The organism is Leptolyngbya sp. Cla-17, from assembly GCF_016807185.1.
Classification (GTDB): Bacteria; Cyanobacteriota; Cyanobacteriia; order Leptolyngbyales; family Leptolyngbyaceae; genus ULC077BIN1.
Map to the genome: position 1 here is coordinate 762,324 of NZ_JAEVYN010000001.1, position 12,723 is coordinate 775,046.

12 protein-coding genes and 1 tRNA gene are annotated in these 12,723 nt (G+C 47.8%); 2 read left to right on the top strand and 11 right to left on the bottom strand.

Going from position 1 to position 12,723, the window contains the following annotated elements; translation table 11 throughout:
• Position 1: 1 nt before the first annotated feature.
• The 5 genes from JOY44_RS03510 to JOY44_RS03530 all read right to left on the bottom strand — a co-directional run bounded on the left by JOY44_RS03510 (position 2) and on the right by JOY44_RS03530 (position 5,533).
• Entirely contained in the window at positions 2-874 is an 873-nt protein-coding gene (locus tag JOY44_RS03510; RefSeq protein ID WP_171572343.1) for a phycobilisome linker polypeptide, read from the bottom strand.
• A gap of 162 nt (positions 875-1,036) precedes the next feature.
• A complete protein-coding gene (locus JOY44_RS03515; protein ID WP_171572344.1) occupies positions 1,037-1,855 on the bottom strand; it encodes a phycobilisome linker polypeptide in 819 nt (272 codons plus the stop codon).
• A 99-nt stretch (positions 1,856-1,954) separates the two neighbouring features.
• A complete protein-coding gene (gene cpcA, locus JOY44_RS03520; protein WP_171572345.1) occupies positions 1,955-2,443 on the bottom strand; it encodes a phycocyanin subunit alpha in 489 nt (162 codons plus the stop codon).
• Positions 2,444-2,521: 78 nt separating this feature from the next.
• Positions 2,522-3,040 carry a phycocyanin subunit beta gene (locus tag JOY44_RS03525; RefSeq protein ID WP_171572346.1) on the bottom strand — a complete coding sequence of 173 codons (519 nt, stop codon included), beginning with the start codon at positions 3,038-3,040 and terminating at the stop codon, positions 2,522-2,524.
• Between the two features lie 564 nt (positions 3,041-3,604).
• On the bottom strand, positions 3,605-5,533 hold the full coding sequence (locus tag JOY44_RS03530) for a response regulator (RefSeq protein ID WP_171572347.1): 1,929 nt from the start codon (positions 5,531-5,533) through the stop codon (positions 3,605-3,607).
• Between the two features lie 323 nt (positions 5,534-5,856).
• Between JOY44_RS03530 and JOY44_RS03535 the strand changes: the two genes are divergently transcribed.
• Positions 5,857-6,417 (top strand): phycobiliprotein lyase, encoded by a 561-nt coding sequence (locus JOY44_RS03535; protein WP_171572348.1) that lies wholly within the window; start codon positions 5,857-5,859, stop codon positions 6,415-6,417.
• Between the two features lie 138 nt (positions 6,418-6,555).
• Here JOY44_RS03535 and JOY44_RS03540 read toward each other — a convergent pair.
• The 6 genes from JOY44_RS03540 to JOY44_RS31250 all read right to left on the bottom strand — a co-directional run bounded on the left by JOY44_RS03540 (position 6,556) and on the right by JOY44_RS31250 (position 12,390).
• Positions 6,556-6,629: transfer RNA gene (locus JOY44_RS03540), tRNA-Arg, on the bottom strand.
• Positions 6,630-6,712: 83 nt separating this feature from the next.
• Positions 6,713-7,444, bottom strand: coding sequence for a Stp1/IreP family PP2C-type Ser/Thr phosphatase (locus JOY44_RS03545; RefSeq protein ID WP_171572349.1), 732 nt, complete (start codon positions 7,442-7,444; stop codon positions 6,713-6,715).
• 37 nt (positions 7,445-7,481) lie between these two features.
• Positions 7,482-9,467 (bottom strand): ABC1 kinase family protein, encoded by a 1,986-nt coding sequence (locus tag JOY44_RS03550; RefSeq protein WP_242541707.1) that lies wholly within the window; start codon positions 9,465-9,467, stop codon positions 7,482-7,484.
• A gap of 57 nt (positions 9,468-9,524) precedes the next feature.
• Positions 9,525-9,851, bottom strand: coding sequence for a DUF6825 family protein (locus tag JOY44_RS03555; protein ID WP_171572350.1), 327 nt, complete (start codon positions 9,849-9,851; stop codon positions 9,525-9,527).
• A gap of 44 nt (positions 9,852-9,895) precedes the next feature.
• Positions 9,896-11,464 carry a serine/threonine protein kinase gene (locus JOY44_RS03560; RefSeq protein ID WP_171572351.1) on the bottom strand — a complete coding sequence of 523 codons (1,569 nt, stop codon included), beginning with the start codon at positions 11,462-11,464 and terminating at the stop codon, positions 9,896-9,898.
• Positions 11,465-11,487: 23 nt separating this feature from the next.
• Positions 11,488-12,390, bottom strand: a complete 903-nt coding sequence (locus JOY44_RS31250) for a hypothetical protein (RefSeq protein WP_197984928.1) — start codon at positions 12,388-12,390, stop codon at positions 11,488-11,490.
• 164 nt (positions 12,391-12,554) lie between these two features.
• Between JOY44_RS31250 and JOY44_RS03570 the strand changes: the two genes are divergently transcribed.
• Positions 12,555-12,713, top strand: coding sequence for a hypothetical protein (locus JOY44_RS03570; protein WP_171572352.1), 159 nt, complete (start codon positions 12,555-12,557; stop codon positions 12,711-12,713).
• Positions 12,714-12,723 lie beyond the last annotated feature (10 nt).

Consider the following 12,723-nt stretch of genomic DNA (forward strand, 5'->3'; position numbering starts at 1 on the left):
CCTATTGTGCGAGGGTAATGCTGGCTACTTTGCCACCCAACTTGTTGATTTGTTGGAGAGTATTGGATAGTTGTTCGTAAGGAACAATGAACTCTTTGTTGCTGCGGCGAACCTTAGGATAGCGCGGTAGGCTGATGCCTGCAACTTCAATCCGATAGAGGCGATCAGACGAATTGATCGACGAGCGTCCAAAGGCGCGATTGGGAGTAACTCCTTGTTTCGATGGCTGATATGCCCATCCGTCAGAGCCACCTGAAGGAGCGACGATCGCAGAGGCGCTGTTTTTAGCTAGATCAGCAGCTAACCGAGAGCTTGCCCCAGCGAGTTGAGCGCTATCGCTGTTAGCATAGCCGCGATAGAGGCGGAACATGCGCGTGAAACCAACCGTGCGTTGACCGACCCCTGTGGTCACAAAGTCTTGATAGGAGGGCACGATCGCATCGCCAAATTTGGCATCATATTCATCGGAATCGATGTATGAATCAATATCTGCCTCAAACCCTTCATTCTGGTAGCGATCAAGATGTTCAACCACTTCGGATTCTGCATAAGGTGCGCGACCCAGCAGATGTTTGAAGTTCAACTCAATGACGCGGGTTTGAAAATGAGGATAAAGGAACTTAGTTTTGTACAATTCTGATTTGGCGACCGCCCGGACGAAATCTCTCACCGTCAATTGACCATTAGCCAAAAGCGACTCCAGGCTGGTCAGGCGCTCTGACTGCATGATGTAGTCATTGCCCAACACTTGACGGTAAACCGCTTGAATCACACCTTGGGCATCTTCAGATGTCCAGTTTTGGCGGAGTTCGATTGGGTTAGAATCACCCAGAGCAGTGGTTCCCAAACGGGAAGCTGCAGTTGTAATTGCCACGAATGACTCTCCTTAAAATTGAGTAAATGGTGCTTGGAAAGGGATGAGCTGTTAGCCCTAAAGCCCTTTGGGATGCCAGAAATAGGCACCCCAAAGAGATTATTAAAGTGATACTTTACCGCAGACTAACCCCAAACACTAAAAACGCACAGCTAAAAGTGCTTATGCAGTAGTAATGCTTGTCACCTTACTACCACGCTGATTGAGCCGTTGTAGAGTCGGTGAAAGTTGGTCGTAGGTAACGAGGTAATCGCGGACGGCTTGCCGAACCTGGGGAGTTCTTCCTCGGTTGGGTTGCATCACACGAACCCGGTACACCTGACCGCGATCGCCACCCACTACTCCGGACAGCGATCGCCCAAAGTTAGCAGTTTGAACTGGGGTAACTAGATTCCGCCCTAGCTCATTGGTTAACCAGGCAGATTTATTCTTACCCTGAGCGCGATCGCTATTGGCATAGCCTCGATACAGTTGGAACATCCGACTAAAGCCAGCCGTTTTTTGTCCGCGTTGCGTTGCAAACCCTCGGTAGTAGGGCACGATCGCTTCGCCAAAATTTTCTTGATATTCTAGGGAATCTATATAGGAATTGATCTCAGCTTCATACCCTTCCTGCGTGTATAAATCAACGTGGAAGGTAATTTCTGATTCATCGTAAGGTGCCCGACCCAGCAAATGTTTGTAGGTCAACTCAATAAAGCGAACTTGTGGAGTTGAGTAAAAGAATTTCGTGCGATACAGCTCAGACTGTGCCAGCATTCGCACAAAATCCCGTACCGTAATATCTCCCTGATGCAAGAGAGATTCGGCACTGATCAACCGCTCACTCTTCATCAAATAGTCGTTGCCAAAAACCTGGCGATAGGCAGCCCGAATCACAGCCTGCACGTCACCTTCCGTTCCATTCGCTCTCAGTTCGGTGGGAGAACTTTCTACGAACGGCTCAAACCCTAGCTGTCTTGCAGCCAAAGAACTCGTCATGATGGGTCTCCTTTATTAATTAAAAATCATGCCCAGACCCTCAAAAAACCGCTTTGCGATCGCTTCGCAGTCTTTTATGGGTCTGGGCAAAGGTCAACCTTAGCTCAGAGAGTTGATGGCATAGTCAAGGTAGGAATTCGCTTCCACCGCTGGATCTCCACTCAGACCGTGGTTTGCTTTGATATGCTTCAGCGCTTCCACATACCAGCTAGGAGACAAATCAAAGGTACGGTTGATTTCAGCCAAACCGCTGATCAAATAGTCATCCAAAGGACCGGTGCTGCCTGCCACTAAACAGTAGGTGACGATGCGGATGTAGTATCCGATGTCACGCGCACACTTGGCTTTCCCTACTGGAGTGGAGGCAAAGTTATTGCCTTCCATTTGAGTGGTGTAAGGAAACTTCTTGTATACAGCATTCGCGGCTCCATCAGCCAGGCTCTGAGCTTGGCTGCTTAATGCTTTAGCAGCATCTAAGCTAGCGGCGGCTTGACGCATCCGACCAAAGGCAACCTGAATCTCAGTCGAACTTAGAAAACGTCCTTGGGAATCTGCTGTTGCAACTGCTTCTGTTAATGGTGTTTTCATCGAAAATAATTCCTTTCAACAAATGTGCAAAATAATTTCAGAAATGACATGAAGTTTAAGCCAATAAACGGGTTGGCTTTAGCCTACAGCGGCGGCAGCGCGATCGAAGTAGCTGCTCACTTCAGACATGAGGTTGCTGCAATCTCCACGAGTTACACCATCAGGGTTGTTAGCAAGCGCGATCGCCGACTCTTTCATCTTGTTGACACCTGCTGCAACAGAAGCACCGGGTACGCCCAACGCCAAATAGGTTTCGCGCAAGCCATTCAAGCAGCGATCGTCTAGAACACTGCCGTCGCCTGCAAACACCGCATAAGTCACGTAGCGGAGAATAATTTCCATATCGCGCAAGCAAGCAGCCATCCGACGATTCGTATAGGCATTGCCCCCTGGTGCAATCAACTGAGGTTGTTCTGCAAACAACGAGCGGGCTGCATCAGCAACAATCGTAGAAGCGTTCGAGGTAATGCGATTGACCACATCCATCCGCTTCGTTCCATCTGTCACCAGCTTTTTTAGGGCATCGATTTGATCATTGCTAATGTACTCGCCACGAGTATCGGCTTGGGAAACAACTTTAGTAAAAGCATCAAGCATTCTAGTATCTCCTAGGGATTTTGATGTGAATAAAATACGATTCAAAACTTGGTTTTTTATTTGGTTTCTGGATTGAGATAAATGCAGTGCTTGATGGATTGAATAACCATCTGATTAATTAAACAAAAAACAGTCGTTAGCGAAAGCATTCGCTTGCCGAGTAAGACATTAAAGAGAGTCTTGCCCGAACACTGTTTGCCGTTTAGGTGAACCAGCAGGAGCATCCATTCACCGAGCGAATATCTTGAAATCCATTACCTGTAGCTTCACAAGCTCAGGGCATTAACTGAACTACAGTCAAGCTAAAAAATTAAACCCTCGACTTAAAAATCTAGGCGTTTATTAGTTTTTGAACCTGTCCTTGATTAAAGCAACCTGCTTGTGCAAATTTTGTGCAAATTTAGCAGGCGTTAGCAAAGAGGCTATTAAAAAACGTTAAGAAAACGCTCAAATGATTGGGCTGAAAGAGTCCTAGCAACTTTTTTGTGGTTTTTGATACTTCATTTATCGTTACAATTGCAAGTCAAATGATGATGCGAAATCTGTGCCATTATCCAGCACGTTTTATTTAGCGCAGTCACGCATTCGGTGTAATCGGCTCAGAATTCGATTGGCAAGCACAACTCCCATTACTGGCTTACACAAATAATCGTCTGCCCCAATGATGAAGGCTTGCTGTTGACTGGCAGAATCGCTCAACTCACTCAGGAATAACACTGGTAACCGCTGCCAGTGGGGGTCGCTGCGGAGCATCTGGCACAGTTCAAAGCCATTAATTTCAGGTAGGTTCACATCTAAAATCAACACATCCGGAACCACAGCCTGTAAAACAGTCCAAAACTGCTGTGGATCAGCCAGGGTCGTGACTTTGAATCCCCAAGGTTTGAGCAACGTTGGCAGGGTGCTGAGCCAGGTGCGATCGCCATCCACAATCATTACTCTAGTCGGCAAATTCGGTTTTTCTAACAACTGCACAATCTCAGCAATTACCTGCTCAATGGGTGTTTGGGCGGTTAGAAATAGTCTGCCGCCGCAGCGTAGCACTTCGAGTCGATCGCTTAAGTCGCCGCGATCGCTCATGACTAATACGGGCAACGCCGGATATCGCTGAGTGACTGTTTGTAAAGTTTCTAGCAGCGAGTTAGCAGTCGGTTGCTGAGAATTTGCTTGGTCTGACTCAGCGGGCAACTTCAATAAGACTATGTTTGTCTGTAATTCTTCCCACTCAGCTAGTTCCAGCGTCTGCACAACTTCAAGCTGAATTCCACAGCGAGTTGCTGCCATCTGAAGTGACTGGTTAAAAGTTACGTTTGAACTGACCAACAGTAACTGGGGTCGTTGCTGATCTGGAATTTGGTAGCGCTGAATCTGCGTCGTGTTCTGAACTTCCTGCTGAAGGGCTGTCACCAGAGCTTGCATCAGCGGTGCCTGTTTAGGCTGCAACGGCTCACGCCCTCCAATCCAATAATCCAGTTGCCGTACTAAGTGAGTAATTTTGCTTAAGCCAAAAATGCCTAGCGTTCCTACGAGGGTGCGTGTCGCCTGTTGGGCCGCGGCTTGCTGCTGGGAGGTGAGGCGATCGCGCTGCAAGTCGGTGACCGTTTGAAACACAACTGCGAGTTGATCTAGGCTTTTGGGTTGGGTGGTCACCCAAGTTTCGTTGAGAAAATCTAGGTATTGTTGCTGTGAGTCCAGTGAGCCATCTTCTCCAGAAACAGGTTCAAGGCGATTGGCTAAGCCAGTTTCACTGGGTGTTTGATCCAAATCGACAGAATCAGTTTTGGGATAGGGGAAAGAGTCTTGTGTAGTGACCTCCGCTGCGATCGCTTTCAAGTAGTAGCCGCGACCGTGCAGAGTGGCAATGAAATCGGGTGGCGCACCCGCAGCCGTAAGTTTTTGCCGTATTCGCCGCAGGTGCGATCGCACCGTCGCCTCGGATGGAAAATCTTCTGAAGACCAAAGGCGATCGATTAGCTCTTCGCTACTAAAAACATATTGGCTATCGCGCAACAGGAGTTCTAGAAACTCATACTCCTTGGTTGTTAGAGAAAGGGGTTGACTGTTATAGGTCACCTCACAGGTGCGTGGGTCTAAAAACAAAGCTCCCCAGGCTAACAAAGGAAAAGGATTGCTACCACTCCGTCTCTGCAACGCCCGAATCCGAGCCATCAGTTCTACGGGATCGAACGGTTTTACGACATAATCATCGGCTCCAGCATCCAACCCCTGCACGTTCACCGTTTTGGAATCCTGAGCCGTGAGCAGCATAATTGGTGTGGCATAGCCATTTGCCCGAAAGCGCTGACACAAACTGATGCCATCCAATTTAGGCAGCACAATATCCAACACCATCAGGTCATATTCAAACGTAGAACCATAGGTCCAACCCATCTCCCCATCTTTGACAACATCAACAATATGGTGATGCGTTGTCAGAGTTTTGGTCAGAGCTTTGGTTAATATCTCGTCATCTTCTACCAGCAAAATTTTCATCAATATCGCTGTCAATGGAGAATTCGATCAGCCAAACGTAGCCAGAGGAAAAAAAGCCCATCCCTCAGCAATTTCCTCTTTTTCGAGGTTGCCTAAAACTAAGTCACGCAAGATAAAAAGCGCATATATGAGCGACAAGATTAAGTACCACACCGACCAAATTATTGCAGGTAGAAGCCCTATCACAGTTGCTGCGACACGCTTACTCTAAAGCGATTTACAGCAACTATAAATTAGAGTAGGAATAGACTGAGCCAGAGACAATGGAATCACACTACTACCAATTACCCTAACTCCCTCTTTCCCTTTCACCCTCTACTCTCATGACTTCCCCTTCCCCTTTTCAACAGTTTTTTGACGATTGTGTTGGCAATTGGGTGACTGAACGCACCTACCATTACCTGACTCAGCAGGAAGTAGAGCGATCGCATACTGAATTTGTTATTCAGCCTGTGAACCGCGATCGCAAGGCTCAAGTCCTTGCCGATAATCAATATTCCGACCAGCCAGATTTAGATAGTTTGCCGGGATACCATCTGGAGTTTGCCACTGTTTCAGATAAAGGCGATCGGGTCAATCAATCCCTGAACATGCTGTTTGTGCCACAGCAGCAAGATGGGGCGCTGGTGATAGGAGATTATTTGCGCGATCGCGCCTATGAAGAATCTCGCCCGATCGTCTCTCACTTCCAGTTCAACCTCGCCAATCGAGAGCTGTTGATGACGACCACTTACACACGAGTCGTATCTGTGGATTCGATTACCTTGATTAACCCCAAACTGCGGATTCGCAAAATTCTTAGCTACCGTCGCCCCGATGCCAATGATCCTCTACAAGAAGTTGTGCTAGTTGGATTTGGGGTCGAGCAAAAGGTGGAGTCTTAAGGGATTAGGGTAATGGTCTGTAGGATGTGCTTGCCTAATACCCGGACTACGCTAAACGCTTAAGCATAATCCGAATCAGGGCGACATCAATCAATGCCTTTGAAGTTCGGGTCAAACTTGCAAGGACTTTAAGTTTAACGGGACTGGCGCGATTCGAACGCGCGACCTGTCGCTTAGGAGGCGACCGCTCTATCCTGCTGAGCTACAACCCCAACTGAATTTGATTTAATCATAGCAGTAGCATAAAAATGCTTGGGTAGCTTTGATTATTTTGATTGCCTTTAAAGGCACCAGTTTATCCTGACCCGTCAATGGACAACACGATGACCGTGATATTATCGCGTCCACCATGCTCTTTTGCTGCATTAATCAGGGCAGCGGCAGCTTTCTCACAGACCCGAATGGATTTTAGCTGCGATGCAATCACTTGATCAGATAGCTCTTCCGTGAGTCCATCACTGCACAGCAACAGGCGATCGCTGGGCTGTATCTGCACAGGCTGAACATCAATTTGGCGCAAATCTTCCCGCCCTAGGCACTGGGCTAACACATGCCGCCACGGATGAACTCTTGCTTGATCGGGTGAAATTTCACCCATTCGTATGGCGAGGGCAACCCAGGTATGGTCTTCAGTAATTTGATCGAGCTTAGCACCGCGTAAACGATATAGCCGCGAATCACCGATGTGGGCGCATAAAGGCTGTTCATCTCGAAAGAGCAACACGACAACGGTAGTGCCCATATCACTCCGCGCTGGATGCTGTCGTTGATCGTTGATGATTGCCTGGTTTGCCTCCAATAGCGCTTGTTCCAGAATAATCTTAGACGATTCGGCCGTATGCCAGGATTTTTCTAAATACGCCTGAATAGTTTGAGTGGCAAGATGGCTCGCTTCTTCACCGCCTGCATGTCCTCCCATGCCATCCGCCACAATAAAAAAGCGTCCCTCAGGATCGATGTAATAATTATCCTGATTGACTTTGCGGACAACGCCGACATCTGTTAAGCCTGTAGACAGACGCTTCATAAATAGATTGTTAGATTGTCAACAAACATTAAATGGATCATGGCATACGATCGCTGCGATCAAGACGAATCATCAAGCGGATAAGAGTAAACCCTGCAAAGGAAGCAGCTCCAGCTGCCGCAAGTGCCAGCCAGCCCTGACCACTTACCAATAGAATCGTAGCCGACAATGTAAACGTACAAACCAATAGCGTGTAATTTGTGCCCATATTTACACCACTCAATCGGCGTAAAATGCGCTCTGTCTCAAGCGATCGAGTCCGAACTCGAATATCGCCACGCTCTAATTTCTCTAGCGTCTCTTCAATTCGCCGGGGCAATCCCAAAGCAGTATTACTTATTTGGGAAGCCTGACGGCTCAATTCACCTAAAATATTGCTCGCATCAGTTGTAGGATTTCCATCTGCCATAATCTTTAATGCAAAAGGCTTTGCAACCTCCATAAAGTTAAATTGAGGGTCTAATCCCTTGCCAACCCCTTCTAAGGTAGAAAAGGCACGCATAACAAAGGTGAACGTCGCTGGAAAGCGAAACGGCTGACCGTAGGCGATTTCATACAAATCATCACTGATGGCTCCCACGGATTGATTTTCAAAAGGCTTATCCATGAAGTTATCTAGCATGAACTGAATCGAGCGGCGCACGGGACCCATGTCATCCGTTGCGGTCAAAGCCCCTAGCTCAACCAGCGAAGCCACGACGCGATCAGCATCTTTTTGAGCAACACCAAAGAAAGTATTTAGCAGCTTTTCGCGGGTGACAAGCTGCACTTTCCCCATCATGCCAAAGTCATAAAAAATCAGCGATCCATTTGGATTAACTGCAAGGTTGCCGGGGTGAGGGTCAGCATGAAAAAAGCCATCGTTCAGAAGCTGAATCAAGTAAGCTTTTGCACCGAGGTGAGCTAGCCGACTGCGATCGAGTCCAGCAGCTTCTAGGGCTTCGTAATGGCTAATTTTAATACCCGGCAAATATTCAAGCGTTAATACGCGCGGAGAGGCATATCGCCAATAGACACGCGGCACCATGACCCAATCTTCGCCACGAAAATTACGGCGGAAGGTGTCGGCATTTCGTCCTTCATTCAGGTAATCAATTTCTTCATACAAAATCTTGCAGCATTCATCATAAATGCCGAGCCAGTCCCTCCCTGGTCCCCATTTTGGGTGCCTCTGAAAGTACCGAGCAATGCCTTTAAGAATAGCCAGATCAATTTGAAACAGCTTGATTAAACCAGGACGCTGCACCTTGACAACCACATCTTCACCAGAATGCAGAGTTGCTCGATGCACTTGCCCCAAACTTGCGGCAGCAAGCGGGATTGGATCAAAGCTGAGATAAAGCTCTTGCAGAGATTTACCCAAATCTTGCTCAATCAGGTTTTTTGCCTGTTCAAAGCTAAAGGCAGGCACTCGATCTTGCAGTTTAGACAGCTCTTCAACATACTCAGTTGGGAACAAATCGGCGCGGGTAGAGAAAAGCTGACCCACCTTGATAAAGGTAGGCCCTAAATCGAGCAGGGTATCTCGCATCCAAATCGCTTGCGATCGCCTGCGCTGCTCTTGCTTGACCTCCGTCATGCCACCGGTATAGCTCCAGGGCTTGCCATACAGCCATTGAGAATACAATAGCGTCAGGACAAAACTCCAAATATCTATAAAGCGTCGTTGCCGAGAGTAATTAGTTCGGTTCCAGCGATAAGCTTTGGCACTATAGGGTTTTTCTTTCACAGGTTTATTTGGCGGCGGCTCAATGAATGTCGCTATTTCCTGAGATAAGTGTTCCCCTTTGGGAAACGTATCCCACGCAGTAATCGGTATTTCAACACCATTACTCTCGTGAGAGTTAACCTTTTTTAAGGACGTAGAACTATCCTCCTCTAAACCCGAAGTCAGGTTAGGCTCTTTCCCATTGTGAGCATTTGCCGTAAATAGAGTATCCGAATAAACAAGAGACTTATCAACTTCAGGATCTGACTCCATTGACTGTTTAGGTAGGTTGGAGTCGTGAGGAAAAACAGACACTCGATTTTTATCCCTAGGCTAATACCTTTGATGCTATCAAACGATAAGCAAATGTGGTTATGAAGTACGGCTGCGATACTGCTTCAGTTCGGAGCGTAGCCGAGCAACTTCTGCCCGCAATTCGTCGATTACTGTTTGCAAATCATCTGTTTGAAACGGTGATGCAGAGGTTGACTGACTCGTCCTTCCCTGTGTTGCTGCCGCTTCTTCTTGAGCGGCTCGTTCCACTACGCGATCACTGAAGGTGCGTAAGTTCTCTCGTAGTTCTGCATCGAGCTTACCCAACTCACTTAGCGCATCAGTAAACGCAAGCTCTGCGTGATCATACAAGGTGTCTGCTAACGCTCTGCCAACAAAAAAGGCATGAACAATGGGGTTACTCATCAGAAAATTCCTATACGCTCCGCCTGAATTATAGCGTGGTTAATCTATTGCCGTTGAACATCGCCAGAGCTAGGTGTGCTAGTTAAGGGAGGGGCAGGTGGTTCAGGTTCTGGTTTCATCTCAACAGGAGCCGGAGGCGGAATGACCGCAGGAGGCACTTCTGACTCTGAAGCAGTAGGTGAACTGGGTGTAGGCACGATCTCGGGGGGAGTAGGATTCGTTACAGGATCTTGAGGCCTCAAATCTGAGGGTGCTGGCTCTTCAACTGCTGGCTTAGTTCTTTCTTCATATTCAACAGGAGGTTGAGTAATCACAGGGCTTTCAGATTGATTGCGGCTATCTGTCTCTTCCTGTTGATTAGGAGCTTCGACCGGGGGGGATGAATAGGAACTAGAAGGAACCACGAGGGGGGCAGCACCAGGCCAATTCTCAAATGGAGGAAAGGCTTGCTCTGTGTGAAAAATGGAGGTGCCTGGCCCTGTGGAGGTTGCCGTAATTCGCAAAATTAATCCAGCTCCTAAGCCAATGGCTGCAGCGATCGCCGCAGTTGCCAGTAACGTTTTAGGAAATGTGCTTTTCAGCGTCAGCGAAGAAGGAGTCATGCTTTGATTAGGTTGAGAACTAAATCGTTGGGTTGGCAGGGAAGCAGATTTTGCAAGTAGAGGGGAGTGTTCCGAAGCGATCTCATTGACAACTTGAGGTGCAGTAGCGACTTGGGGCACGGTTGAAACGTTTAAGACAGAATTAGACTTTCGAGCATCGCTAGGATTAATAGATAAAGGTAATAATGCCAGCCACTCCGCGATCGTTTGAGGGCGAGAATTTGCATTTAGCTCCAATCCCCGCAAGATAGCAGATTCTACCGTAGCAGTGAGATTAGGACATAGCTGACGAGGCGATGGTAGGGGCGATCGATGGCGCAAAGGCGCTGCTAAAGGAGCATATCCGGTCAGCAAAAAATAGAGTGTGCCTGCTAAGGCATAGATATCTGTTGCAGACGTGTGAGCCAATTGAGTTTGGTGCTGTTCGATCGCCGCATACTCTCCCATGGGCAATTGAATACTATCAGTCGCAACACCCAACACGGTTGAATCTAGCAGCCCAACATTGACTAGCACAACAATATCAGACCCAATCGGACGGATTATATTTTTGGGTGTAACACTACGGTGAATCAGACCTCTGTTATGCAGTTCCGTCAAGGCTGAACCTACTTGCTGAATATATTGAACTGCTTGAGATTCTGCCAATGCGCCTTTGGTATGCACCACTTCCAGTAGAGTTTGCCCTGCGGTGTAGTCGAAGACGGCGATTGGCGCGTTCTCTTCCTCAAAAGAGTCAATCAACCGCACCAATCCAGGATGCTTACACTGAGCTAATTGCTGAACCTGGTCAAAAAATCGCTGCTTTAACTGATCGCGATCGCTGCTTAAATCAGGGTTTGGCTGCAGAACCTTAAGAATGACGGGTCGGTTTTGCTGAATCTGCGCGCCTTGAAAGGTCATACCGATTGCAGTCTGCCCTAAAACGTGGTTAATCAGATATTTCCCATGATGAAGCGTATTCCCGATGGTCAAAGGCATGGGCGCGTGGGGTTCAACAATTTTTTCCATGCTAGCGTTTGATTGCGCTTGACTCAATCTTTCCGCTGAAGTCTCTTATGAATCGCGATCGCCCCAAACATCAGCGCTCCTAAAACAGTGGTAGGCTCTGGAACCGCTGCCGCACTATTTTCCTCTGGGGCTACCTCACCTTCTGTACTCATAGGCACTTCAATTACAGGAACTGATTGCACGGGAGTTGGTTCAATCGGAGTTGGTTCAATCGGAGTGGGTTGCACGGGAGTGGGTTCAATTGGAGTTGGTTCAATCGGAGTGGGTTGCACGGGAGTGGGTTCAATCGGAGTTGGATTTGTCACCACTACTTCTACCGGAGGACGAGGCGTAGGATCAATAAAGCCAACTCGCGGCTGAAAGTTTGGACGCTGCAACAAGAAAAAGCGATCTATTGGACTGGTATCTGTAAAAATGTAGCGGAATACAGCAGTGTCACCCGGAGCTACAATGCCACCCGAAAAATTGACGTAATCTCGCACGTCAATCTCTTCTTCTGCTAAGCCAAAACGGGTCGAGGTAAACGGTCTAAACTGGGGTAAAAATTGACCGAAGGACAAACCATCGGCCTCTGGGCTGGGAAAACCATACACTTCTTGCACCTCGTGGTCTACGAAAATCCAGGGAGTGCCCGTCAGATTCCTCAACACTGACTGAAAGCCGATTCCCACATAAGAACACCTTGGGCACAGCCTTGGAAAACCGTCAATGCTCATGTACAGGGTCGTATCGGGACCATACACATCCTGTTCAATGGTATAAAACCCATCTGAGTCAACTCTGCCATTAACGATGCTGAAGTTGCCTGAAATTTCACTAAAGCGCAACCCACCGATTGCCAGCGATACGGCTTCAGCAGAAGTGGCATTACTGATCGCACTAGACACGGCGATCGCGGTCAAAACCCGATAGATGAATGTATTCATGAGTGCAGCAACCAGGATAAAAGTTAAACCGTCTACAGCTAAGCAAAAAGCATGTCTTTTTAGACTGTGAATAACTCAAAAGGTTTCAAATTTTCCTGATCCAATCTATCAAGGTGCGTATCGTCGTGATGACATTTAGAAATACATACCGCTGAGCAGAGGTTATGGCGCATCACGAGCAATCCCGCGATCGCGCAACCGCATCAGCAAATCTGTCAGTTGCGCTTCTGGCTGGTCAGCCCACTCTTCAAATGTTGAATAGCGCTGTCCGGTTTCGTCGTAGCAATATAGCCATTCTCAACTATTCTTGTACAATCTCCTGACAGCGCCTCG